Annotated in this window: 22 protein-coding genes and 1 riboswitch; of the genes, 14 read left to right on the top strand and 8 right to left on the bottom strand. The window is 74.1% G+C overall.

The window, feature by feature from the left end; translation table 11 throughout:
• Positions 1-5: 5 nt before the first annotated feature.
• Positions 6-1,253, bottom strand: coding sequence for an ABC transporter substrate-binding protein (locus AB0E19_RS34165; protein ID WP_362187500.1), 1,248 nt, complete (start codon positions 1,251-1,253; stop codon positions 6-8).
• Between the two features lie 132 nt (positions 1,254-1,385).
• On the opposite strand from AB0E19_RS34165, the gene AB0E19_RS34160 reads away from it, so the two are divergent.
• A complete protein-coding gene (locus tag AB0E19_RS34160; RefSeq protein ID WP_362187497.1) occupies positions 1,386-1,979 on the top strand; it encodes a TetR/AcrR family transcriptional regulator in 594 nt (197 codons plus the stop codon).
• A gap of 174 nt (positions 1,980-2,153) precedes the next feature.
• Positions 2,154-4,208: a discoidin domain-containing protein gene (locus AB0E19_RS34155; RefSeq protein WP_362187580.1), complete on the top strand. Its 2,055-nt coding sequence runs from the start codon at positions 2,154-2,156 to the stop codon at positions 4,206-4,208.
• A gap of 80 nt (positions 4,209-4,288) precedes the next feature.
• Here AB0E19_RS34155 and AB0E19_RS34150 read toward each other — a convergent pair whose 3' ends face one another.
• Positions 4,289-5,629, bottom strand: a complete 1,341-nt coding sequence (locus AB0E19_RS34150; protein ID WP_362187494.1) for a YncE family protein — start codon at positions 5,627-5,629, stop codon at positions 4,289-4,291.
• 229 nt (positions 5,630-5,858) lie between these two features.
• On the opposite strand from AB0E19_RS34150, the gene AB0E19_RS34145 reads away from it, so the two are divergent.
• Positions 5,859-6,455, top strand: a complete 597-nt coding sequence (locus tag AB0E19_RS34145) for a CBS domain-containing protein (RefSeq protein ID WP_360599005.1) — start codon at positions 5,859-5,861, stop codon at positions 6,453-6,455.
• A gap of 105 nt (positions 6,456-6,560) precedes the next feature.
• Here the strand turns inward: AB0E19_RS34145 and AB0E19_RS34140 are convergent, their stop codons facing one another.
• Positions 6,561-6,860: a dsRBD fold-containing protein gene (locus AB0E19_RS34140; protein ID WP_362187489.1), complete on the bottom strand. Its 300-nt coding sequence runs from the start codon at positions 6,858-6,860 to the stop codon at positions 6,561-6,563.
• Positions 6,861-7,095: 235 nt separating this feature from the next.
• On the opposite strand from AB0E19_RS34140, the gene AB0E19_RS34135 reads away from it, so the two are divergent.
• Positions 7,096-7,374 (top strand): hypothetical protein, encoded by a 279-nt coding sequence (locus AB0E19_RS34135; RefSeq protein WP_362187486.1) that lies wholly within the window; start codon positions 7,096-7,098, stop codon positions 7,372-7,374.
• A 79-nt stretch (positions 7,375-7,453) separates the two neighbouring features.
• Here AB0E19_RS34135 and AB0E19_RS34130 read toward each other — a convergent pair whose 3' ends face one another.
• A complete protein-coding gene (locus tag AB0E19_RS34130; protein WP_362187483.1) occupies positions 7,454-8,095 on the bottom strand; it encodes a hypothetical protein in 642 nt (213 codons plus the stop codon).
• A gap of 151 nt (positions 8,096-8,246) precedes the next feature.
• Here AB0E19_RS34130 and AB0E19_RS34125 point away from each other — a divergent pair, with 151 nt between their 5' ends.
• A complete protein-coding gene (locus AB0E19_RS34125; protein ID WP_362187480.1) occupies positions 8,247-8,636 on the top strand; it encodes a helix-turn-helix transcriptional regulator in 390 nt (129 codons plus the stop codon).
• A gap of 136 nt (positions 8,637-8,772) precedes the next feature.
• Complete coding sequence (locus AB0E19_RS34120) at positions 8,773-10,704, top strand: ABC transporter permease (protein WP_362187477.1); 1,932 nt, start codon at positions 8,773-8,775, stop codon at positions 10,702-10,704.
• 33 nt (positions 10,705-10,737) lie between these two features.
• On the opposite strand, the gene AB0E19_RS34115 is transcribed toward AB0E19_RS34120, so the two are convergent.
• Both AB0E19_RS34115 and AB0E19_RS34110 read right to left on the bottom strand, forming a co-directional pair.
• On the bottom strand, positions 10,738-11,151 hold the full coding sequence (locus AB0E19_RS34115; protein WP_362187474.1) for a (2Fe-2S) ferredoxin domain-containing protein: 414 nt from the start codon (positions 11,149-11,151) through the stop codon (positions 10,738-10,740).
• Positions 11,151-13,187, bottom strand: a complete 2,037-nt coding sequence (locus AB0E19_RS34110) for a heavy metal translocating P-type ATPase (RefSeq protein ID WP_362187471.1) — start codon at positions 13,185-13,187, stop codon at positions 11,151-11,153. Before AB0E19_RS34110 ends, AB0E19_RS34115 begins: the two co-directional genes overlap by 1 nt.
• 94 nt (positions 13,188-13,281) lie before the next feature.
• On the opposite strand from AB0E19_RS34110, the gene AB0E19_RS34105 reads away from it, so the two are divergent.
• From AB0E19_RS34105 to AB0E19_RS34085, 5 genes are all read left to right on the top strand, one after another.
• The gene (locus AB0E19_RS34105; RefSeq protein ID WP_362187468.1) at positions 13,282-13,680 is read left to right on the top strand and encodes a metalloregulator ArsR/SmtB family transcription factor; all 399 of its coding nucleotides are present in this window, start codon (positions 13,282-13,284) and stop codon (positions 13,678-13,680) included.
• Positions 13,681-13,766: 86 nt separating this feature from the next.
• Positions 13,767-13,891: riboswitch (cobalamin riboswitch) on the top strand.
• A 165-nt stretch (positions 13,892-14,056) separates the two neighbouring features.
• Positions 14,057-15,097, top strand: a complete 1,041-nt coding sequence (locus AB0E19_RS34100; protein WP_362187465.1) for an ABC transporter substrate-binding protein — start codon at positions 14,057-14,059, stop codon at positions 15,095-15,097.
• A gap of 107 nt (positions 15,098-15,204) precedes the next feature.
• Complete coding sequence (locus tag AB0E19_RS34095) at positions 15,205-16,179, top strand: iron chelate uptake ABC transporter family permease subunit (RefSeq protein ID WP_362187576.1); 975 nt, start codon at positions 15,205-15,207, stop codon at positions 16,177-16,179.
• Positions 16,176-17,000, top strand: coding sequence for an ABC transporter ATP-binding protein (locus AB0E19_RS34090; RefSeq protein ID WP_362187462.1), 825 nt, complete (start codon positions 16,176-16,178; stop codon positions 16,998-17,000). The genes AB0E19_RS34095 and AB0E19_RS34090 overlap by 4 nt, the downstream gene beginning before the upstream one ends.
• A 59-nt stretch (positions 17,001-17,059) precedes the next feature.
• Positions 17,060-17,545 carry a hypothetical protein gene (locus AB0E19_RS34085; protein ID WP_362187459.1) on the top strand — a complete coding sequence of 162 codons (486 nt, stop codon included), beginning with the start codon at positions 17,060-17,062 and terminating at the stop codon, positions 17,543-17,545.
• A gap of 25 nt (positions 17,546-17,570) precedes the next feature.
• Here AB0E19_RS34085 and AB0E19_RS34080 read toward each other — a convergent pair whose 3' ends face one another.
• Positions 17,571-18,713 (bottom strand): PP2C family protein-serine/threonine phosphatase, encoded by a 1,143-nt coding sequence (locus tag AB0E19_RS34080; RefSeq protein ID WP_362187456.1) that lies wholly within the window; start codon positions 18,711-18,713, stop codon positions 17,571-17,573.
• Positions 18,714-18,925: 212 nt separating this feature from the next.
• On the opposite strand from AB0E19_RS34080, the gene AB0E19_RS34075 reads away from it, so the two are divergent.
• From AB0E19_RS34075 to AB0E19_RS34065, 3 genes are all read left to right on the top strand, one after another.
• A complete protein-coding gene (locus tag AB0E19_RS34075; protein WP_362187453.1) occupies positions 18,926-19,498 on the top strand; it encodes an antibiotic biosynthesis monooxygenase in 573 nt (190 codons plus the stop codon).
• Positions 19,499-19,650: 152 nt separating this feature from the next.
• Positions 19,651-20,745 (top strand): BTAD domain-containing putative transcriptional regulator, encoded by a 1,095-nt coding sequence (locus AB0E19_RS34070; protein WP_362187450.1) that lies wholly within the window; start codon positions 19,651-19,653, stop codon positions 20,743-20,745.
• Between the two features lie 116 nt (positions 20,746-20,861).
• Positions 20,862-22,418 (top strand): M23 family peptidase, encoded by a 1,557-nt coding sequence (locus AB0E19_RS34065; protein ID WP_362187447.1) that lies wholly within the window; start codon positions 20,862-20,864, stop codon positions 22,416-22,418.
• Here AB0E19_RS34065 and AB0E19_RS34060 read toward each other — a convergent pair.
• Positions 22,340-22,552, bottom strand: a 213-nt coding sequence (locus AB0E19_RS34060) for a hypothetical protein (protein ID WP_362187444.1), incomplete at its 5' end; no start/stop codon positions are given. The genes AB0E19_RS34065 and AB0E19_RS34060 overlap by 79 nt on opposite strands.

The following is a 22,552-nucleotide window of genomic DNA, read 5'->3' as shown; positions in this document are numbered from 1 at the left end:
TCCCCTCAGGCGAAGGGGATCGGCGGATAGCACGTGAAGGGGACGGCCACTTCGTACCGCCCGTCCTTGAGGCGGACGAGCGCGCCGCAGCCGAAGCTCTCCTTCCTGCCCTTGGGGAGGGCGCGGTCGCCGACGAGGGTTCCGGTGTCGGAGAAGCCGTCGGCGGCCTTCTGGAAGGAGTCGACGGTGAGGTCCTCGCCGGCCTTGGCGGCGACGGCGAGGAAGAGGTCGGCGCTCATGTAGCCGGTGAGCATGTGCATGTTGAGGGGGACGTCCTTGCCGCCGGAGGCCTTCCTGATGTCCTCCTTGAACCGGCGCATCTCGGGGGTGTCCGACTCGAAGGGCTGGAACTGGAGCAGGACGTGCACTCCGTCGAGGGCCTGCCTGGTGGCGTCCTTGGCGAGGAGGCCGGGGTCGTAGTCGGTGGGGTCGGAGAGGACGCCCCGGTAGCCGGAGCGTTTGAGCGCGGTGAAGAGGCCGATGTTGTACGGGGTCTGCATCACGGAGACCACGGCGTCGGGGGCTCCGCCGCCGGGGCCCGAGCGGAGGATCTCCTTGGTGTACGCCGACCAGTCGCTCGGCATCGAGGTGGCGGGAACGACGGCCTTGGCGTACGGGACCTGGAAGCCCGCCGCCTTGAAGCCCTGGGTGAAGGTGCGGATGCCGAACTTCCCGGCGTCGTTGTCACCGGCGATGAGCGCGACGGACCTGCCGCGGGCGCCGCCGAGGACGGCGGCGAGGCTCTCGGGCCAGGTCTGGTTGAGGGTGCCGCCGGGGGTCGGGACGAGGCAGCCGTTGAAGCCGTAGATGTGGGCCGGGCCGCAGAAGGACGGGAGGGTGCCCCAGCCGACGGTGGGGACCTTCTGGGCGTCGAGGAAGTCGGCGCCCGCGAAGGTGACCGAGCTCATGGGCGAGACGGCGAAGACCTGGTCCTGCTGGACGAGTTTGCGGGCGGCGGCGAGGTTCCTGGCGGGGTCCTGGCCGTCGTCCTCGGCGCCGAGGTACTCGATTCTCCGGCCGTTGATCCCGCCTTCGGCGTTGGCGCGGTCGTAGCGGGCGCGGGCGCCGAGGTCGGTGTCCTTCTTCGAGTAGCCGCTGGCGGTCGTCATGGAGACGATGCCGCCGACCCTGATCGTGTCGGCGGTCACTCCGCGTACGGAGGAAGAGGAGGTTCCGCCGCTGGAGGCGGAGTTGCAGGCGGTGGCCAGGAGCAGGGCGGACGCGGCGGCGACGACGCGCAGCGGTCGGAACACGGGCGATCCCTCCGTCGGGTGCCCGCATTCTGGAAGCGATCTGATGAACCGTCAATAACCGTCGAGGTCACTTTCTGACGATCCGTCACTTCATGGTGGCGTTACCCTGACGCCCGGACCCGAGGAGGAAGCATGGCGCGGATGCCGTCGGCGGAGCGACGCCGGCAGCTGGTCGAGGCGGCGATCAGGGCGATGAGCAGGGACGGGGTGGCCAGGACCACCACGCGCTCCATCGCCGCCGAGGCCGGGGTCTCGCTGAGCGTCTTCCACTACTGCTTCGACTCCAAGCAGGCGCTCCTGGAGGCGGCCATCGAGACGATCATCGGCGACTACGTGGCGCGGGTGATGCGGGCGGTCGAGCCCCGGGCGACGCTGGGCGAGACGGTACGGGCGGCGCTGCGGACGTACTGGGAGGACGTCACCGCCCATCCGGAGCACCACCTCCTGACGTACGACCTCACGCAGTACGCGCTGCGCGAGCCGGGGTTCGAGCACCTGGCGCGGGCGCAGTACGAGCAGTACGTGCGGTCGGCGACGGCGCTGGTGGAGCAGGTGGGGGCCGTACGCGGGTCCGAGCCGAAGGTCCCGGTGCCGACCCTCGCCCGGCACCTCGCGGCGGCGGTGGACGGGATGACGCTCCAGTACCTCGTCCTGCGCGACGAGCAAGACGCCCAGGAACAACTGGAGTTGACGGCCGACCAGCTGGTCCTGCTGATCGAGGGCTGAGTCCGCGGACCTCCGGGGAGGACGCCCCGAGGGGGCGGCAGGAAAAACCGAACTCGCCAGTAGGTCATTTGACCCGGACTCTTGACTCAGTCCTTCATCACCGCGATTCTCGGGGCGCCCGGTACACCCCCACCGACCGGAGGCTTCCCGACCATGTCCCCACGCACGACCCGGATGACCCACCGCACCACCCGGACACGCCGCCTCGGCCTCGTGTCCCTCTTCCTCGCGCTCGCGGCCGTGCTGTTCGGCGCCGCGCCGGTCCCCGCCGCCGGTTCGTCGTGGTGGGAGCCGTCGGCGCGGCCGGCTCCCGACTCGCAGATCAACGCCACGGGCGCGCCGTTCACCGGCACCGACGCCCAGGGGCGGGTGCGCGGCTTCGTCGACGCGCACAACCACGTGATGTCCAACGAGGGCTTCGGCGGCCGGCTGATCTGCGGCAAGCCCTTCTCCACCGCCGGGGCGGCCGACGCCCTGAAGGACTGTCCCGAGCACTATCCGGACGGTTCGGGCGCCCTCTTCGAGAACCTGACGGGCGGGGCGAACGGCAAGCACGACCCGGACGGGTGGCCGACCTTCGCCGACTGGCCGGCGCACAACTCGCTGACGCACCAGCAGAACTACTACGCCTGGCTGGAGCGGGCGTGGCGGGGCGGTCAGCGCGTGCTCGTCAACGACCTCGTCTCCAACGGGCTGCTGTGCTCGATCATGCCCCGGGACCGCGGCTGCGACGAGATGGAGGCCATCCGCCTGGAGGCCCGCAAGACCTATGAGATGCAGGACTACGTCGACTCGATGTTCGGCGGCCCCGGCAAGGGCTGGTTCCGCATCGTCACCAGCGCCGACCAGGCACGCTCGGTGATCGAGCAGGGCAAGCTCGCCGTCGTCCTCGGCGTGGAGACCTCGGAGCCCTTCGGCTGCAAGCAGATCCTCGACGTCGCCCAGTGCGACAAGGCCGACATCGACCGCGGCCTGGACGAGCTGTACCAGCTCGGCGTCCGCAGCATGTTCCTGTGCCACAAGTTCGACAACGCGCTCTGCGGCGTCCGCTTCGACAGCGGGACGACCGGTGTGGCGGTCAACATCGGCCAGTTCCTGTCCACCGGCACCTTCTGGGCGACGGAGCAGTGCGCCGGTCCGCAGCAGGACAACCCGATCGGGCTCGTCGCGCCCGCCGCGATGGCCGCGAAGCTGCCCGCGGGGGTGAGCGTGCCGGGTTACGCCTCCGACGCCCGCTGCAACACCCGCGGACTGACCCGGCTCGGCGAGTACGCGCTCCGGGGCATGATGGACCGGGGCATGATGCTGGAGCTCGACCACATGAGCGTGAAGGCGGCCGGCCGGGCCCTCGACATGCTGGAGGCCGAGGAGTACCCGGGCGTGCTGTCCACGCACAGCTGGATGGACCTCGACTGGACCGAACGGCTCTACAGGCTGGGCGGGTTCACGGCCCCGTACATGCACGCCGCCCAGGGCTTCATCGGCGAGGCGAACGGCAAGGCCGAGCTCCGCGAGAAGTACGGCGTCGGCCTCGGCTACGGCACCGACATGAACGGCGTCGGCGGCTGGCCCGGCCCGGTCGGCCCGGACGCGCCGAACGCGGTCACGTACCCGTACCGCAGCTTCGACGGCGGCACGGTCCTCGACCGCCAGGTGACCGGCGAGCGGACCTGGGACCTCAACACGGACGGCGCCGCGCACGCAGGTCTCGTCCCGGACTGGATCGAGCAGATCCGGCTCACCCCGGGCGGCCCTGCCGTCATCGAGGACCTGGCCCTCGGCGCCGAGTCCTACCTGCGGACCTGGCGGTCGACCGAGCGCCACGAGCCGGGCGTCAACCTCGCGGCCGGCGTGCCCACTTCCGCGAGCAGCACCGAGTGGAACCCCTTCACCAGCTACGCCTCCGGGCGCGCCTTCGACGGCGACACCGGCACCCGCTGGGCCAGTGACTGGTCGGACGACCAGTGGCTGCGGGTGGACCTGGGCGAGGTCCGGCGGGTGGGCCGGGTGACCCTGGACTGGGAGCGGGCCTACGCCCGGCAGTACCGGATCGAGGTCTCCGAGGACGGCGAGAACTGGCGGAAGGTCTGGTCGACGGCGGCCGGTGACGGCGGCTTCGACACGGCCGAGTTCGCCTCCACGCCGGCCCGGTACGTGCGGATCCACGGGGAGCGGCGGGCCACGCAGTGGGGCTACTCGCTGTACGAGGTGACGGTCACCCGCTCCTGAGCGGGCGCGGGTGACGAAGGAGGGGCCGGCCGGATCGATGGCGATCCGGCCGGCCCCTCGGTCCGTACTCCGACGCGGCGTCAGTTCGCCGTCGTGCCCGTCCAGTCGGCGGGAACGCGGGCGAGGCGGACGCGCTGGGGGTGGTCTCCGACCGGGACGCTCGCGACGCGCTCGCCGGTGGCGAAGTCGATGGCGCTGACGCGGTCGGCGCCGCTCTCGGAGACGACGCAGGCCTTGCCGTCGCCGCTCACCGTGGCCCAGTAGGGCTTGCTGGCGGGGACGAGCGGGCCCTGGGCGAGGGTGGCGCGGTCGACGACGGTCGCGTAGTCGTCCATGGTGCCGGCGACGCAGAGCTTGGCGCCGTCCGGGCTGATCGAAAGGCCGTGGTGGCGCGAGTCGTTGACCCAGGCGGTGCGGTCGGGGTCGGTGCCGGGGCTGCCCGGCAGGGCCTTGAGGCGGGTGATGCGGTCGCTCTCGACGTCGTACTCCAGGAAGCCGTTGAGGAAGGAGACCTGGAAGTAGAGCTTCTTCTCGTCCGGGGTGAAGACGAGGGGGCGGACGGCGTCGGAGAGGTCGTCGCGCCCGAAGGCGTCGAGGCGGGAGCGCATGTCGATCACGCGGACCGTCTCGAAGGTCGTCGCGTCCACCACGGTGATCTTCCGGTCGCCCTTGGTCCAGTCGAGCCAGGGCGCGTCGAGGGCGGTGGTCACCTCGCCGATCGACATGTTCCAGAGGCGGCCGTCGGAGGTGAAGACGTTCTCGTGGGGCTTGTCGCCGGTCTTGAAGCTGCCGAGCTCACGGCCGGTGGCGATGTCGAGGACGTGCACGGTGTTCGCCGTGGAGGCGGAGACGGCGACGCGGGTGCCGTCAGGCGACACCGCCATGTGATCGGAGCGGTAACCGGCCACGGGGAAGCGCCAGTTGATCCTGCCGGTGCGGAGGTCGAGGGAGACGACGTCCGCGAAACTGGGACGCGAGACGACCATCGCGCCGCCGTCCGGGGTGGCGTACATGTCGTCGACGAACTGGTCGTGCCCCTCGCCCGGCCCGCTGCGGACGCCGAGGAAGAAGGCGAGCTTGACCGGGTTGAGGTAGATCTCCCGGAGGCGCTCCTCCTTGTCGGGGATGACGTTCACCCGGCCGATCCGGTGGAAGTCGCCCCGGGAGGCGATGACATCGGCGGTGCCGTCCCAGTTGTTGCCGACGAACATGACCTCGCGCAGGGGCGCGTCGGCGGCGTTCGCGGAGACGGCGGACGAAGGGGCGGGGGCGGCGACGGCGGGGGCGAGGAGGGTGAGGGAGGCCGCGAGGGAGGCCGCCGCGGCGAGCGCGAGACGGCGGCCCTTGGAGGCACCGGAGCTGCTGGGAGCGCTGGGGGCGTCGGGAGTCCTGGAGGTCCGTGCCGTACGAGCCGAGGGCATGGGGGGAGCCTTCTTCCGTGGGGGACTTCGGTGCGGGAGTCCTGTCTGGTATTTCGGTCTGGAGACAGCTACTTACCGGAGGTAACTCGCAGGTAACCACGGACCCGCGCCACCCACAAGACGTCTCCCGCACCCCTGTTCCCCCGCCCTTCCGCCACCCCGGCCGCACCCCGCCCCCGGCCCGTGCGGGATCATGGAACCATCACCCGCAGAAGGGACGGAACGGACGATGAGGAACCGCAGTGTCGCGGACCTGATGACGCCGACGGCGGTCGCGGTCCAACGCGGGACGCCGTTCAAGGAGATCGCGCGACTCCTCGACGAGTACGGCATCACGGCCGTCCCGGTCGTCGACGACGAGAACCGGCCCGTGGGCGTGGTCTCGGAGGCGGACCTGCTGCGCCGGCACACCGCCAAGGACGGCCCCAGCACCGCCGAGGCGATGATGTCGAGCCCCGTGCACACCGCCCGCCCCTCCTGGACGGCCGTCGAGGCGGCCCGGCTCATGGAGCGGCACCGCGTCAAGCGGCTGCCGGTCGTGGACGCGGACGGACGGCTCATCGGCGTCCTCAGCCGCAGCGACCTGCTCCAGCTCTTCCTGCGCCGCGACCGGTCGATCCAGGAGGAGATCCGCGAGGACGTCGTGGTCCGCATCCTCGGCCTCTCCCCCGCCGCCGTCCACATCGACGTCGACGAGGGCCGGGTCACGCTCAGCGGCACCCTGGGACGCAAGGACCTCGGGCCGATGCTCGTGCGGCTCTGCGAGTCCGTGGACGGGGTGGTCGAGGTCGTCGACCACCTGGTGATCGAGACGCCCGAAGCGTAGGAACCCGGAGGCGTACGGGACAGACCACGGCCCGGCGGAAGCAGTGCGGCTCACGCGCCGGGCCGCGGCCCGCCTGGCGGCGGGCTCCTCAGGGCGCCACGCTCTTCAGGAGACCGCCTCCGGCCAGCCGTATCCGGGACCCGTGCGCGACGGTACGGTCCCGGCGCCCATCGCCTCCATCTCGCGGTTCGCCTCCCGCATCAGCTTGCCCGCCAGGTCCTTCATGGCCCGGCTCGCGGCCAGCTCGTCGCCGATCACGGGCACGTCGGTGTCCGTGGGGTTGCAGCGGGCCGATCCGTGCCCCGTGAACGTCGTCGTCCCGGTGTCGAGCCGGGCCTCGGCCTCGGTGCGGCCCGACTCCTCGCTCAGCTCCAGGCCGACCCTCCATTCCAGGTTCCGCGTCATGGTCTGCCTCCTCGCACGCCGGTCGGCACCGCCGGGACCGCCCTGCGGCGCCCGGGGCGCTGCTCCCCCCGCTCCTTCCAGGATCCGCCCGCCGGGGCCGGGGCGCACGGGGAGCGACAGAGTGTGGAGGCGTGTGTTCCGCACGTGCTGCGCGGGAACCACCCCCCGCACGGGGGCACATCGCACGGGGCACATCGCACGGAGCACGGACACGTCACGGCGAAGGGGTACCGCTATGGCCGGCCGGTTAGGCGCCCGGAAACGGCTGGAGGTGCTCCAGGTCGTCGTGGCCGGACTCGGGGTCCCCGCGAGCCTGGGCATCGGGGTGGTCCTGAACGCGAGCGGACTGCACACCGGCATCGGCCTCGCGGCCACCGCCGTCGTCCTCATGGCCACGGCCACCGCCCTCGCGAAGATCGACGCCCTGCTGGCCCGCTACCCCGCGCCCCCGTCCCAGCGCGGCCGCCGCACGGACCGGGACCCGGACGACGGCCGGGACGGCGGCTTCCTCTGACCTCCCGGACCCGCCACGTCCACCCGCCCCCCGACAGACGGGGCTGCGCCCCTTCCACCACTGAGGCCCCGCTCGCGGCTCAGGACGGCGGCTGCTCCCGGTCCCCGTCCACGAGGGCGTGCGCGAGCAGGAACTCGGTCGCTCCGGCGATCGCCTCCGCGTAGGTGCCGTGGACCGGCTGGGACTCCTCCTCCGCCTGGTCCGCGGCCGTGGCGGCGTACCACCAGGCGTCGGCGTCGGGGTCGTGGTGGACGACGGCGGTTCCGCCCGCGTAGTGGAGCGGGATGGACTCGGCGGAGGACTTCCTGACCACGGCGTGGGGCCACTTGACGCGGGCGGACTGGCGCTTGATCCCGCCCCAGGCGGCGCCGAGCTGGGCGTAGTTGGCCCCGCTGCGGCCCGCCACGGTGGCGGCGGACTCCGCCAGCCGGTCGACGGACAGCTTGGCCTCGTACAGGGACCGCAGGACGGCCAGCTGCACGTCGGGCGAGGCCATGAGGACCGGATCGTGCTCCTTGCCCGCGGCGCGGTAGGCGAGCAGGCGGGTCGAGATCCGCTCGGCCAGGGCGCGGACCGCCTCGTGGACCCGCTCGTCCATGGTGAAGGCGTCGTCCTGGGAGGGCTCGTTCCAGGGAGGCTCGACCAGGTTCGCGAAGGCGGCCCAGAAGTCGTCGTCGGTCTTGTCGGGGGTCGGGACACCCGCCCCTGTCACATCACTCATGCGACAAGCGTAACTGTCGATCGCCCATTCCGACAGTTAATTCTGTCATTCTGGCGGGCGCCGTACTTTCCTCCGATTCGCCTCTCATGCGCCATGGAGGGTCCGACGAGTTTGTTGCAGATGAGAGGGCCACCGACCTACGGTGTCGCATATGCAGTCCTACACCATCGGGCAGGCCGCACGGCTCCTCGGCGTCAGCCCCGACACCGCGCGGCGCTGGGCCGACGCGGGCCGGGTCGCCACCCATCGGGACGAGACCGGCCGGCGCGTCATCGACGGGAAGTCGCTGGCCGCGTTCTCCGTGGAGCTCGCGCAGTCGGAGGACGACGACGCCTCGTACACCTCCGCCCGCAACGCGTTCCCCGGGATCGTCACGGCGATCAAGCTCGGCGACGTCGCGGCCCAGGTCACCATCCAGGCCGGTCCGCACCGCCTGGTCTCCCTCCTCACCCGGGAGGCCGTGGAGGAGCTGGGACTGGAAGTCGGCATGCAGGCCACCGCCCGCGTGAAGTCGACCAGCGTGCACATCGACCGCACCTGACCACCCCTCACGCACCACGGAGCCGTCGCGGCCGCGTTCGTCGCCCGGCCGTCCTCGCCCGAGGGGCGGAAGATCCTCCAGGACGCGGGCTTCCGGAAGCCGTAAGAGAGCCATAGGGAAACCGCGGGGACTTGTCATGAGACGCGCAGGCACACGTACGACCTCCGGGGCCCGCCCGCCCCTCGCCCTGGCGCTGCCCGCGCTGCTCGGCGTCGCCTTCCTGGCGCTCCCGCTGGTCGGCATCCTCGTCCGGACCGAGTGGAGCGAGCTCGTCGGCCACCTGGGGTCGCCCGGGACCGTCGAGGCGCTGAAGCTGTCGCTCCTCGTCTCCTTCTGGGCACTCGGCCTTTCGCTGCTGCTCGGCGTCCCGCTCGCCTGGCTCCTGGCGCGCGTGCCGTTCCCCGGCAAGGCGTTCGTCCGCTCGCTCGTGCTGCTGCCGATGGTGCTGCCGCCGACCGTGGGCGGCGTGGCGCTGCTGCTCGCCTTCGGACGGCGCGGACTCCTCGGGCCCTGGCTGGAGTCCACCTTCGGGATCACGTTCCCCTTCCACACCTCCGGCGCCGTCCTGGCGGCGACGTTCGTCGCCATGCCGTTCCTCGTCATCAGCCTGGAGGGCGCCCTCGGCGGGCTGCGGCCCCGGTACGAGGAGACGGCCGCCTCCCTGGGGGCCTCCCCCGTCCGGGTCTTCTTCACCGTCACCGTGCCGATGGTGGCGCCGGGCCTGCTCGCCGGGGCGGCGCTCACCTGGGCGCGGGCGCTCGGCGAGTTCGGCGCGACGATCACCTTCGCCGGGAACCTGCCGGGGACGACGCAGACCCTGCCGCTCCAGGTCTACCTGCTCCTCCAGGAGGAGCCCGAGGCCGCCACCTCGGTCTCGCTGCTGCTCCTCGCCATCGCGATGGGCGTGCTCATCGCCCTGCGCGGACGCTGGACGGGGGCGCCGGCGGTCGAGCGGCGGAACGGCGCGCCCGTGGAGGAACCGGCCGCCGCGGAGCCGCCGTCCGGCGTCGAGCCCGCCGCGCCGTCCGGCGGACGCTGGGCGCTGCACGCCGACGTCACCGGCTTCACCACGCTCACCCTCGACGCCGAGCCCGGCACCACCATCGCCGTCGTCGGGCCCAACGGCGCCGGGAAGACCACCCTGCTGCGCGCCCTGCTCGGCCTCACCCCCCGCGGCCACGCCGCCCTCACGCTCGGCGGCGAGGACGTCACGGCCCTGCCGCCGCACCGGCGCCGGGTCGCCTGGGTCCCCCAGGACGGCGCCCTCTTCCCGCACCTGTCGGCGCTCGCCAACACCGCGTACGGGCTCCGCGCCCAGGGCGTCCCGCGCGCCGAGGCCCGCGGCGAGGCACAGGCGTGGCTCGACCGGCTCGGCGTCGGCCACCTCGCCCACCGGCGCCCCGGCCAGCTCTCCGGCGGCCAGGCCCAGCGGGTGGCCCTCGCCCGCGCGCTCGCCGCCCGCCCCCGGCTGCTCGTCCTCGACGAACCGCTCGCCGCGCTCGACCAGACGACGCGCGCGCACGTCCGGCACACCCTGCGCACCCACCTGGCCGGCTTCGGCGGCGTCTGCCTCATCGTCACCCACGACCCGGTGGAGGCGGTCTCGCTCGCCGACCGCGTCCTCGTACTGGACGGGGGCCGGGCCCTCCAGGACGCCACCCCCACCGAGGTCACCCGCCACCCCCGCTCGCCCTGGGTGGCCCGCATGCTCGGCCGCAACGCCTGGCCGGGAACGGCCGACGCGGAGGGGATCGCCCTCGACGGCGGCGGCGTCCTCGTCGCGGCCGAGCCGCCGCCGCCCGGGACGCCGGCGCTCGCGATCGTCGCCCCCGAGGCGGTGTCCGTGCACCGCGAGAAGCCCGCGGGCAGCCCCCGCAACGTCTGGCCCGGCACCGTACGCGAGATCACGAGCAGCGGCAGCCGCCTCCGGGTCCTCGTCACCTCGGCCGAGGCGCCGGACCTCGTCGCCGAGATCACTCCGCAGGCCGCCGCCGAACTCGGCCTCGCGGACGGGGTGTCGGTGTGGACGAGCGTGAAGGCCACGGAAACGACGGTCGTACCCCTCTGAGCCGTACCGCTCCCGGGGCGCGGGCGCCGCGTCCTATCCGTCGGGGAGTTCGGCGCGGACGCGGCGGGAGGGGCTGAAGGCGTAGAGGTCGAGGATGCCCGGGGGGTCGGCGAGGCCGGGGCCGCCTGCCTCTATCCAGTCGGCGATGTCCTGGGCGGCGTCCGGGTCGTTGACGAGGCCGAGCCAGACCGGGCGGCCGCCCGCCGCCCGTCCGGCGGCGGACGGCTGGACGACGACGACGTTGGCCTGCTCGCACGCGTCCAGGCAGCCGGTGACCCGGACCCGGGCGCCGTCCGGCACGGCGCGGCGCAGGGCCGCGAGCTGGGCGGCGTGGTCGACGCCCGGGATCTTGGGCGTGCCGCAGCAGCAGCCGCGGCACACGGTGACCGTGCAGGTGGCGGACGCGCCCGCGCCCGCCGTCTTGCGCTTGTCGGTGCGACGGCTCATCACGGCTCCTGGTGGGGGGTCGGTCGGGAACGGCGCCAGGCTCCGTCGGCGAGCAGGCGCAGGCCGTTGAGGCCGACGAGGACGGTGGACCCTTCGTGGCCGGCGACGCCGAGGGGCAGGGGCAGCGTACCGACGAGGTCCCAGACCGCCAGCACGGCGATGAACACTCCCGCGATGACGAGGTTCTGGATCACCAGCGCGCGGGCCCTGCGGGACAGGTTCACCACGGTGGGGATGGTCGCGAGTTCGTCACGTACGACGACGGCGTCGGCGGTCTCCAGGGCGAGGTCGGAGCCCGCCCGGCCCATGGCGATGCCGACGTGGGCGGCGGCGAGGGCGGGGGCGTCGTTGACCCCGTCCCCGACGACCAGGACCTTGGCGCCGGCGTTCCGGAGCTCGTGGACGGCGGCGACCTTGTCCTGGGGCAGCAGCCCGGCCCGTACGTCGGTGATGCCGACGTCGGCGGCGAGGCGGGCGGCGGCGCGCGGGTTGTCGCCGGTGAGCAGGATCGGCGCGCCGCCGGTCAGTTCGGCGAGGGCGCGGGTCGCGGTGGCGGCCTCGGGGCGGAGCCGGTCGGCGATCCCGAGGACACCGGCCGGGCCGCCGTCGACGGTGACCACGACGGCGGTGCGCCCCTGCGCCTCCAGTGCGGCGGCGAGGACGGCGGCCGGGTGCGCGGGGTCGTCGAGGAGGCGGGCGGGGCTGCCGACGGCGACGGCACGGCCGTCCACGGTGGCGCTGACGCCCGTGCCGGGGGTGGAGGCGAAGTCCTCGGCCGGGGGCAGCTCCAGTCCCCGCGCGCGGGCCGCCTCCACGACGGCGCGGGCGAGGGGGTGCTCGCTGGGGTGCTCGGCCGCCGCGGCGACCCGCAGGAGCGCGTCGGCGTCGAGGGCATGGGCGTCGGCGTCCGGGGCGGGGGCGTCGGAGTCCGGGGCGGGGGCCGTCAGCGGGTGCAGGTCCGTGAGGTACGGGGTGCCCTCGGTCAGGGTGCCGGTCTTGTCCAGGGCCACCGCGTCGATCTGGCCGAGGCGTTCCATGACCACGGCGGACTTCACCAGGACGCCGTGGCGGCCGGCGTTGGCCATGGCGGAGAGGAGCGGGGGCATGGTGGCGAGGACGACGGCGCACGGGGAGGCGACGATCATGAAGGTCATCGCCCGGAGCAGGGTGGACCGGAGGTCGGAGCCCAGGAGCAGCGGGATCGTGAAGATCAGCAGGGTGACGGCGACCATGGCGATGCTGTAGCGCTGCTCGACCTTCTCGATGAAGAGCTGGGTCGGCGCCTTGGTCTCGGCGGCCTCCTCGACCATCGCCACGATCCGGGCGATCACCGACTCGGAGGGGTCGCGCTCGACCCGCACGCGCAGGGCGCCGGAGCCGTTCAGGGTGCCGGCGAAGACCTCGTCGCCCGGCTGCTTGGCCACGGGCAGCGGTTCCCCGGTGATGGTGGCCTGGTCGACGTCGCTCGCGCCGTCGAGCACGCGGCCGTCGGCGCCGATCCGCTCACCGGGCCGGACGAGGACGACGTCGCCGACGGCGAGGGAGCCGGCCGGGACGACCTCCTCCGTGCCGTCGCCCGCGAGCCGTGTCGCCGTCTCCGGCGCCAGGTCGAGCAGGCCGCGTACGGAGTCGGCGGTCCGGGCGGTGGCGACGGCCTCCAGCGCGCCGGAGGTCGCGAAGATGACGATGAGCAGCGCGCCGTCGAGGACCTGGCCGATGGCGGCGGCGCCGAGCGCGGCCACCACCATCAGGAGGTCCACGTCCAGGGTCCGTTCCCCGAGGGCCTTCAGGCCCTCCCAGCCGGGCTCCCAGCCGCCGGTGGCGTACGTGGCCGCGAACAGCGGGCCCCACAGCCAGGCCGGCGCGCCGAGCAGGTACAGCGGGAGGGCGGCCAGGAAGAGCAGCAGGGCCGCGAGCGCCCAGCGGGCTTCGGGCAGCGCCAGGACGCGGGTGCGCCGGCGGGGCGGTACGCGGCCGGGGCGGGGCGACGGGGCGGCGGGGGTCTGCGGCCCGGGGCTCTGCAGGACGGAGGACATGACGAAGCAACCCTTCACGGGGCCGGCGGGACGATGCGCCCACCATACAGGAACACATGAATAGGTCTTCAGGTGTCGTCCGTATCATGGTCACATGGGCCACGGACCGATTGCCACCAGCACCACGCGCGAGCGCCTCGACGCGGTCGGCGCCACCGACGTCGCCGCGACGCTCCAGGCCCTCGCCACGCCCTCGCGGCTGTACATCCTGGCGCGCCTGCGCGAAGGACCTTCCTCGGTCGGGGAGTTGGCCACGGCCGTCGGCATGGAGCCCTCCGCCTGCTCCCACCAGCTCCGTCTGCTGCGCAACCTCGGTCTGGTGACCGGCGAGCGCCACGGCCGCTCGATCGTCTACGCCCTCTACGACAACCACGTCGCCGAACTCCTCGACCAGGCGCTGCACCACGTCGAGCACCTGCGCCTCGGCGTCCGCGACCTGCCCGCCGAGCTCGACGCGCCGGCCGCCCGTACGGGCGCCGCCGCGGGCGAGTAGCCCCGCCGGGGAGCAAGATCCGGTCGTGGTAACTTGCCAGGGCCAGTCGCACCCCTGCACGGATCCACGCGGTCCGTGCGGAGGTCAGGGAATCCGGTGGGAATCCGGAACTGACGCGCAGCGGTGAGGGTGACGGGCGGGACATCGGCCACTGGGCCCCGAGGGGGCCTGGGAAGGCGTTCCGTCCGGACGACCCCGAGTCCGAAGACCTGCTGGCGGCCCGGGCGGCGGTCGTACGGCGCCCGGGGAGCACCGTACATCAGGCTCCGCGCATGAGCCGTGACGCAGAGGATCCTTCCCCGTGCCGTTCCCCGTGCCCTTCGCGCACACCGCCCGTTCCCCCCGTCCCTCCCGATCCGCCGGCTCTTCTCGTTCCGTGCGTTCCGTCCGTTCCGCCGTGCTGCTCGTGGCCGGTGCCGTGCTCGCGGCCGGCTGCGGCGCCGGCGGGACGGCGTCGCCCGGCCCGTCCGGAGCGAAGGCGGCGGACGGCGCCGGGTATCCCGTCCGCCTCGACAACTGCGGACAGCGCGTCGAGGTCGCCGCCGCGCCCCGCCGGGCCGTCGCCCTCGACCAGGGGTCGGCCGAGATCCTGCTCTCCCTCGGCCTCGCCGACCGGATGGCGGGCACCGCCACCTGGACGGACCCGGTGCTCAAGGGCCTGGAGAAGGCGAACGCGTCCGTGCCCCGGCTCGCCGAGCGCTACCCGTCGTTCGAGAAGGTGCTCGACGCCGAACCCGACTTCGTCAGCGCCTCCTTCCTCTACACCCTGGGCAAGGGCGGGGTGGCGCCCCGCGAGCAGTTCACGAAGCTCGGCGTCCCCACGTACCTCTCCCCCGCCGACTGCGTCGGCAAGGACAACGGCGGCGACGGCGACGGCGTGCGCACCGAGCCGCTCACGATGGACGCCGTGTACGGCGAAGTCCGCGACCTGGCACGGATCTTCGGGGTTCCGGAGCGCGGCGACAAGCTCGTCGGGGAGCTCCGCGCCCGGGTGGAGAAGGCCAAGGCCGGGGCCGACTTCGGGGACGCGTCCGTCCTGTACTGGTTCTCCGACTCCCAGGGGCCGTACATGGCCGGCTGCTGCGGCGCGCCGGGGATCATCAGCGGGACGCTCGGCGTGCGGAACGTCTTCGACGACACGAAGGAGGAGTGGCCGCAGATCAACTGGGAGACGGTCGTCGACCGCGACCCCGACGTGCTGGTGATCGCCGACCTGACCCGCAAGGCGCAGTCGGCCGAGAGCGCCGCGAAGAAGATCGAGTTCCTGGAGTCGCACCCGGTCACCCGGAACATGACGGCGGTCCGGAAGAAGCGGTACGTGATCCTCAGCGGCCAGGCCATGAACCCCACCATCCGCACCGTGGAAGGCATCGAGCAGCTGGCGGCCGCCCTGCGCACGCACGGGCTCGCGAAGTGACCTCCACCTCCACCTCGACCTCGACCTCCACTTCCGCCGCCACTTCCGCCGCCGCCTCCGCGCGGTCCTCCCGTGCGCTCACGCCGTTCGCCGGGGCGGCCGGGGTCGTGCTCCTCTGCGTCTCGGTCGCGCTCGCCGTCACCCTCGGCCCCGCCGACATCCGGGTCGCCGACGCCTGGTCCGTCGTCGCCGCACGCCTCGGCGGGGAGCCGTCCGGCCTGAGCACGATCCGCGAGGGCATCGTCTGGGACCTGCGGCTGCCCCGTACCCTCCTCGCCGCCGTGTGCGGGGCCGGGCTCGCCGTCTGCGGCGCGGTGATGCAGTCGCTGCTGCGCAATCCGCTCGCCGACCCCTTCGTCCTCGGCGTCTCCTCCGGCGCGTCGACCGGCGCGGTCGCGGTCGTCGTCCTCGGTGCCGGCGGCGGCCTGGTGTCCGTCACCGGCGGCGCCTTCCTCGGCGCGGTCTGCTCCTTCGCCCTGGTCCTGCTGCTCAGCCACACCCTGGGCGGGTCGACGGACCGCGTCGTCCTCGCGGGGGTCGCGGCGATGCAGCTCTTCTCCGCCCTGACCTCCTTCGTCGTGATGACCGCCGCCGACGCCGAGACCACCCGGGGCGTCCTCTTCTGGCTGCTCGGCTCGCTCGGCGGGGCGGACTGGACCGACGTCGGGGCGTGCGCGGCCGTCCTCGCCGGCGCGCTCCTCGTGTGCGGCGGACACGCCCGTACGCTCGACGCCTTCGCGTTCGGCGAGGACGCGGCGGCCGCGCTCGGCGTGTCCGTGGCGCGGACCCGCCTCGTCCTGCTCTCCGTGACCGCGCTGCTGACCGCCGTCCTGGTGTCCTCGGCGGGCGCGATCGGCTTCGTCGGCCTGGTGCTGCCGCACGCGGTCCGCGCCCTCGCCGGCCCGGGGCACGCCCGGCTGCTGCCGCTGACCGCGCTCGCCGGTGCCGTCTTCCTCGTCTGGGCCGACACCCTCGCGCGCACGGTCCTCGACCCGCAGGAGGTGCCGGTCGGCGTGGTGACGTCGCTGATCGGCGTCCCCGCCTTCGTCCTCGTCCTGTACCGCACCCGGAGCGGCCGATGACCGGCACACCGCCGACCCGCACGCCTCCCGTCGACGCCGGTGCGGGGCTCCGCGCCGAGCGGGTCTCCCGCACGGCCGGGGGCGCCCTCGTCCTGGACGGCGTGACGCTGGCACCGCGCCCGGGCACGCTCACCGGGCTGCTCGGCCCCAACGGCTCGGGGAAGTCCACCTTCCTGCGCGTCCTGGCGGGCGTCCTGGCGCCGGACGCCGGGGTGGTGACCCTGGACGGCGCGCCGCTCGCCGCCGTGCCGCGCCGCGCGCTCGCCCGGCGCGTCGCGGTCGTCGAGCAGCACGCCGACACGCAGGTGGACCTCACGGTGGCCGACGCCGTGCGCCTCGGCCGCATCCCGCACCGCCGGGCCTGGTCGCCCGCGGCGGCCGCCGACGAGGAGGCCGTACGGTCCGCGCTGGCCCGCACCGGCCTCACCGACCGGGCCCACCGCACCTGGCGCACCCTCTCCGGCGGCGAGCGGCAGCGGGTCCAGATCGCCCGCGCCCTCGCCCAGGAGCCGCGCGAGCTGCTGCTCGACGAGCCGACGAACCACCTCGACATCCAGCACCAGCTGGACCTCCTGGCCCTGGTCTCGGCCCTGCCGCTGACCTGCGTCGTGGCGCTGCACGACCTCAACCTCGCCGCGATGCACTGCGACCACCTGGTGGTGCTGCGCGAGGGGCGCGTGGTGGCGGCCGGGCCGGTGCGCGAGGTCCTCACCGAGCGGCTCGTCGCGGACGTCTACGGCGTCCGCGCCGCCGTCACCCGTCCCGGCCCGGACGGCCGCCCCCACATCCGGTTCCTCGGCACGGCGCGCCGGGACGCCTGACGGGCGGTGGCCTGTTCGCGCCCTGTCGGGGCGGGCCGCCGGATGGTCGACTGGTCGCCGTGTCGGGCATCATCGCGGCGGCCATCGCCGTCATCGGAACCTTGCTGGGCGCCGTCGTCGCCCACCGCTACCAGGAGAAGACCGCGCTCCGGTCGGCGGCCCGCGCCGGCCAGGAGCGCGGCCACCAGCGCCTCCTCGACGCCTGCGCCGGGTTCGTCGCCTCGGCTGAGGACTACCGGCGCGCCCAGTACGACCGGTGGACGAGCCACCACGGGGCGCCGGACACGGACGCGGCCCGCGCGGCGCGGGCGGAGTCGCACCGCCTCTACGTCGAGGTCCGCAGCGGTGTCCTCCGGCTGCGGCTCGTCGCCTCGGGACCGGCCGCGCGACGGCTCGCCGAGCAGGCCGCCGAGATCCTGACGCGGACCCGGGAGATCTTCTTCGCCGCCGACCGGGCCGACATGCTCGCCCGGGGAGAGGCCGTGGAGCGCGCCTGCGAGACCTTCACGGCCGAGGCGGCGGAGGCACTGGCCGCGGAGGAGTGAAGGACCGCGCCAGGGAGCGGTGCGCTCACCCCGCCTCGCCGCCGGGCCCGGCGCCCGGCCGCGCAGCCGGAGCCGGGGCGGGAGCCGGGTCGGGGGCGGGAGCCGGGTCGGGAGCCGGAGCCGGGTCCGGGGCGGGAGCCGGGTCCGCAGTCGCGCCGGTCCTCTGTACGGCGACGAGCGCCGCGTCGTCGCCGAGGTGGCCGCCCGCGTACGTCTGGAGGTCGGCCCGCAGCCGGTCGAGGAGCGCCGACGGATCGTCCCCGGCGCCGGCCCAGGCCGCGAGCCGTTCCGTGAGGGGATAGAAGGCACGGCTGTCGTCGCGGGCCTCCGTCACCCCGTCCGTGTGGAGGAGCAGCACGTCCCCGGCGGCGAAGGGGAAGGTCTCGACGGTCACGTCCGCCGCGAGGACGTCCGAGAGCCCGAGCGGGGGGCTCGATCCGGCCGACGCCAGGGGGATCACCCGGCCGCCGCTGAGGAGCAGCGGGGGCGGGTGGCCGCAGTTCACGAGGCGTACGACGGGCTCGCGGTCGGGGATGTCGAGGACGAGGGCGGTGACGAAGGCCTCGTCGGTGCCGTCGGCGTCGAACGCCCGGTCGTCGCGCTCGTCCGAGCCGACGCCCGCCTCCAGCTGACCGACCAGCTCGGGCAGGCCGGGCTCCCGTCGGGCCGTGACCCGGAAGGCACCGAGGACGAGCGAGGCCTCGCTGATGGCGTCGAGGCCCTTGCCCCGGGCGTCCCCGATGAGCAGCCGCGTCCCGGAGACCGTGCGGGCGGCCGCGTACAGGTCGCCGCCCATCTGCGCCTCTTCCTCGGCGGCGAGGTAGACCGAGGCGATACGGAGCGGTCCCGACCGCTCGGGCAGGGGCGGCAGGACGACGCTCTGGGCGGCGTGCGCGATGGAGCGGAGGCGCGCCATCCGGCTCTCGTCGCGTTCGCGGAGGTGGGCGAAGAAGGTGGCGATGACGGAGATCAGGACGAGGGCGACGATCTGGTAGGTGTGGTTGAGGTCCGTGACGCTGGTGCGGAGGACCGCCACCACCGTCTGCGCGAGGACCGCGACGGCGCCGACGAAGGCCGTCATCCGGGCCCCGGCGAAGGAGGCCGTCACGGCGGGCGCGGCGATCAGGAACGGCCCCAGGTGCACCTCGGGCGGGACCAGGAGGTCCACGATCGTGACCGCGGCGATCAGCGCGAACGAGACGGCAAGCAGGAACCGCCGCCCGGCGCGCCGTGGCGGCCGGGGAAAGGGGTCTCGCCGGTGGGGGCACACGTACAAGGCATACCTCAGGCGCCGGGAGCTGTCCTGTCCTGTCGTGTGCCGCCCCGTTCCGCCGGGTCAGTAGAGTGGGCGCGGGCGCGGTGAGATCACGAGGAGTCGAGTTGACCGCGGTCAGCCTTGAGCACGCCACCGTCCCCGCCGACACCGGCGAGGTGACCCTGCTGATAGCCCGTCGGGTGGAGCCCGGCCACGAGGCCTCGTTCGAGCGGTGGGCGCAGGGGATCCTGGACACCGCCGCGACCTTCCCCGGCCACCTCGGGTACGGGCTCTTCCGTTCCTCCGGCGGTGACGCCCCCTGGTTCCTGGTGCACCGGTTCCGGGACGCGGAGGCCTGCCGGACCTGGCAGGAGTCGCCGGAGCGGGCGGCATGGTTCGCCGACTGCGAGGGGCACCACCACACCGAGATCGCCCGGCGGAAGCTGACGGGCATGGAGACGTGGTTCGCCAAGCCGGGCTCCACCCGGCCGGCGCCGCCCCGCTGGAAGATGGCGGTGAGCGCGACCCTGGCGATCTACCCGATCTCCGTCCTCGGGAGCCTCTTCCTGGTGCCCCGCCTCACCGGTCTCCCCCTCCTCCTCGGCAGCCTGGTCACGGCCTGCGTCTTCAACGTGCTCATGACGTACGTGTCGATGCCGGCCGTCAGCAGACTGCTGCGCCGCTGGCTCACCCCGTAGCGGACACCGGGGCGGGCGCCCCGAGGGGCCTCCTCGCCGCGGCCCGCCCGCCTCGGTGTCACTCCGGATCCTTCCGGATGCCGTGGCGTCCGCGCCTCCTCCTACCGTGACGGCGGAGTCCGCCAGTCCGAGCAGTACGGAGCCCGAGGAGCATGTTGCCGACGACCGTCACCGGCCGGCCCACCGCCGTCGCGCTCGGGCCGCTGGAGCGCCGGGTGCTCACCGCGGTCGGCTGCGGTCTGCGGGACGACGAGATCGCCGCCTCGCTCGCCCTCCCCGAGGAGAGGGTGGCCGAGCACCTCGCGCGGATCCTGGTGAAGCTGGGGCTGCGCGACCGGGCCGCCGCGATCGTCCACGCCTTCGACGCGGGCCTGGTCTCGCCGGGGCACGGCCCCCGTGCCCGGCCCGCGGACCGGTCGGCGCAGCGCTCCCGCACCGGCCGGGAAGGCGCTCCGGAGATACGGATCTCCGTGCTCGGACCGCTGCGGGCGTGGCGGGACGGGCGGCCGCTGGCCCTGGGGCATCCGCGCCAGCAGGCCGTCCTGGCCGCGCTCGCGTTGGAGGCGGGGCGGACGCTGAGCCGGCAGGAACTCCTCGACGGTGTCTGGGGCATGGAGCCGCCGGCCGCCAACGTGGTGCCGGTGTACGTCTACCGCCTGCGCAGGACCCTGCGCACCGACGACGGGCCGGACACCGTCATCGAGCACGACCGGCGCCGCGGCTACCGGCTGGTTCCGGGCAGGGTCGAGGTGGACCTCGGCCGGCTGGAGACGCTGGTGGCCGCCATCGGGGCGGCGGACCGGGCGGACGATCCTGCCGAGGCGGTCCGCCTCTGCTCCCGGGCGCTCGGGCTGTTCCGGGGCGAGCCCCTGGACGGGCTGCCCGGGCCGCGCGCCGAGCTGGAGCGGGTGCGGCTCGGCGAGCGGAGGGTCGCCCTCGCGCGGTGGAAGGCGGAGTGCCGGCTGCGGCTCGGGCAGTGCGCGGACGCGGTGGCCGAGCTGTTCGCCCTGGCCGCGGAGCAGCCGTGGAACGAGCCGGTCGCGGCGCTGCTGATGCGCGCCCTGTACCGGACCGGCCGGCAGGCCGAGGCGCTCGCCGTGTTCGACCGCACCTGCCGGCGGCTCGCCGACGACCTCGGGGTCACGCCGAGCATGCTGCTGCGCCGGACCCGCCGGATGATCCTGTGCGGGGACGAGACCGGTCTCGGCCGGCCGGTGGCGGCGGACGCGTCGAGGCCGTTCGCCTGACCCCGCGCGCGGCGCCGTCCCCGGCCGCGGCCCGGGAGCCCCACGGCCCCCGGCGATTCCATCCGTATTTCATCGCCCCCTCCTAGGGTCGGCCGCCGACGACCTGGGAGGTCCGAGTGAAGAAGTCACGTTCATGGTGGGGCGGGTTCCTCCTTCCCCTGCTGGCCGGCGCGCTCCTGCTGGCCGGCGTCGCGCCGCCCGCCGCGGCGCGCGCCACGGCCGCGGTGTCCTCCGACCGCGGCGGCCCGATCACCCGGGGCGAGGTGCTCCAGCGCGCGCAGGCCTGGGTGGACCAGCGGCCGCCCTACAGCCAGGGCGCCTCCTGGCCCGGCCCCGGGGGCGACTTCGACTACCGCACCGACTGCTCCGGTTTCGTGGCCATGGCCTGGCACCTGGACGCCAACCCCAACACGCAGGGCCTGCCGAACTTCTCGTACGAGATCGCGCGGAGCGAGCTGCGGGCCGGGGACATCCTCAACTCGTTCTACAACCACGTGATCATCTTCCACGAGTGGGTGGACGACCAGGGCGGCTTCTCCTACTACAGCTTCGGCGGCGGCTCCAGCGGCGTCGAGCCGCCGGGGCACTTCTACGGGAACATCCACGGCGCCACGATCGACGGCCACCCGAACGGCGACTACCAGGCCCTGCGGTACCGCGGCATCGTCGACGAGGCCGAGACGCGCAGGGCGCACCCCAACGGCTCGGGCCGGGTGGTGTCCGCGCGGTCCTCCGACGGGCGCCTCGAAGCCTTCGCCGCCGGCGCCGACGGCGTGTACCACTCCTGGCAGACCGAGGTGAACGGCGGCTGGTCGCCCTGGCAGTTCAAGGGCGGCCCGCGCGACGCGCAGCTGACCCTCGCGGCCAACGCGGACGGCCGGCTCGAACTGTTCGCGCTCTCGGACGCCACCTTCGACCACATGTGGCAGACCGCGCCCAGCGCGGGCTGGTCCGGCTGGGCGAACTTCGGCACCGGCGGCTACCGGCTGGCCGCGGGCGCCAACGCCGACGGCCGCGTCGAGGTGTTCGCGTCCAACGCCGACGGCGTCTTCCACCGGTGGCAGACGGCGCCCGGCGGTGGCTGGTCGTCCTGGGAGGGCGTGGGCGGCGGCCCGGCGCTCTCCCGGCTCGCCATGGAGACCGCGCCCGACGGACGCCTGGAGGTCTTCGCCCTGTCGGACTCGGCCTTCGGCCACCTCTACCAGACCTCCGTCAACGGCGGCTGGTCCGGCTGGGAGAACTTCGGCGGCGGCGGGCACGACCTCGCCGTCAGCCACAACCAGGACGGCCGCCTGGAGGTGTTCGCCTCGAACGGGGACGGCGTCTTCCACAAGTGGCAGACCGGCCCCGCCTCGTGGTCGGAGTGGACGGGCACCGGCGGGATCCCCGACGCCGAGCTGACCACCGCGCGGACGGCCGACGACCGCGTCGAGGTGTTCGCGATCAACGCGACCACGGCGAGCCACTCCTGGCAGACGGGGCGGAACGCGCCGTTCTCGGCGTGGGAGACCTTCGGCGGCGGCGGCACCGAGATCGCCGCGGCCGCCAACGCCGACGGCCGCATCGAGGTCTTCGGCACCAGCCACGCCGGCGTCTACCACCGCTGGCAGACGGGCTTCGCCGACTGGTCGGAATGGGCCTGGCTGAACGGCCCGGGCCCCGCGATGCCCTGACCGCCCCCACCGGTCGGCCGCGGCGGCGGGCAGCCGTCGCCGCGGGGGGCGTAGAGGATGAGGGAGACGAGCACGAACTTGGGTCCGGCCGCGTACAGCAGGAAGGCCGTGTAGAGGGTGGCGACGGCCGCGAC

Source organism: Streptomyces sp. NPDC047974 (genome assembly GCF_040653375.1).
Lineage (GTDB): Bacteria > Actinomycetota > Actinomycetes > Streptomycetales > Streptomycetaceae > Streptomyces.
Note: the sequence above shows the minus strand (reverse complement) of the source record. Positions and strands in the feature narration are given on the sequence as shown.

Coding starts and splice junctions, on each gene's coding strand:
- AB0E19_RS34160 (WP_362187497.1), top strand. CDS start 1,386: ATGGCGCGGATGCCGTCGGCGGAGCGACGCCGGCAGCTGGTCGAGGCG.
- AB0E19_RS34155 (WP_362187580.1), top strand. CDS start 2,154: ATGACCCACCGCACCACCCGGACACGCCGCCTCGGCCTCGTGTCCCTC.
- AB0E19_RS34150 (WP_362187494.1), bottom strand. CDS start 5,629: ATGCCCTCGGCTCGTACGGCACGGACCTCCAGGACTCCCGACGCCCCC.
- AB0E19_RS34145 (WP_360599005.1), top strand. CDS start 5,859: ATGAGGAACCGCAGTGTCGCGGACCTGATGACGCCGACGGCGGTCGCG.
- AB0E19_RS34140 (WP_362187489.1), bottom strand. CDS start 6,860: ATGACGCGGAACCTGGAATGGAGGGTCGGCCTGGAGCTGAGCGAGGAG.
- AB0E19_RS34135 (WP_362187486.1), top strand. CDS start 7,096: ATGGCCGGCCGGTTAGGCGCCCGGAAACGGCTGGAGGTGCTCCAGGTC.
- AB0E19_RS34130 (WP_362187483.1), bottom strand. CDS start 8,095: ATGAGTGATGTGACAGGGGCGGGTGTCCCGACCCCCGACAAGACCGAC.
- AB0E19_RS34125 (WP_362187480.1), top strand. CDS start 8,247: ATGCAGTCCTACACCATCGGGCAGGCCGCACGGCTCCTCGGCGTCAGC.
- AB0E19_RS34120 (WP_362187477.1), top strand. CDS start 8,773: ATGAGACGCGCAGGCACACGTACGACCTCCGGGGCCCGCCCGCCCCTC.
- AB0E19_RS34115 (WP_362187474.1), bottom strand. CDS start 11,151: ATGAGCCGTCGCACCGACAAGCGCAAGACGGCGGGCGCGGGCGCGTCC.
- AB0E19_RS34110 (WP_362187471.1), bottom strand. CDS start 13,187: ATGTCCTCCGTCCTGCAGAGCCCCGGGCCGCAGACCCCCGCCGCCCCG.
- AB0E19_RS34105 (WP_362187468.1), top strand. CDS start 13,282: ATGGGCCACGGACCGATTGCCACCAGCACCACGCGCGAGCGCCTCGAC.
- AB0E19_RS34090 (WP_362187462.1), top strand. CDS start 16,176: ATGACCGGCACACCGCCGACCCGCACGCCTCCCGTCGACGCCGGTGCG.
- AB0E19_RS34070 (WP_362187450.1), top strand. CDS start 19,651: ATGTTGCCGACGACCGTCACCGGCCGGCCCACCGCCGTCGCGCTCGGG.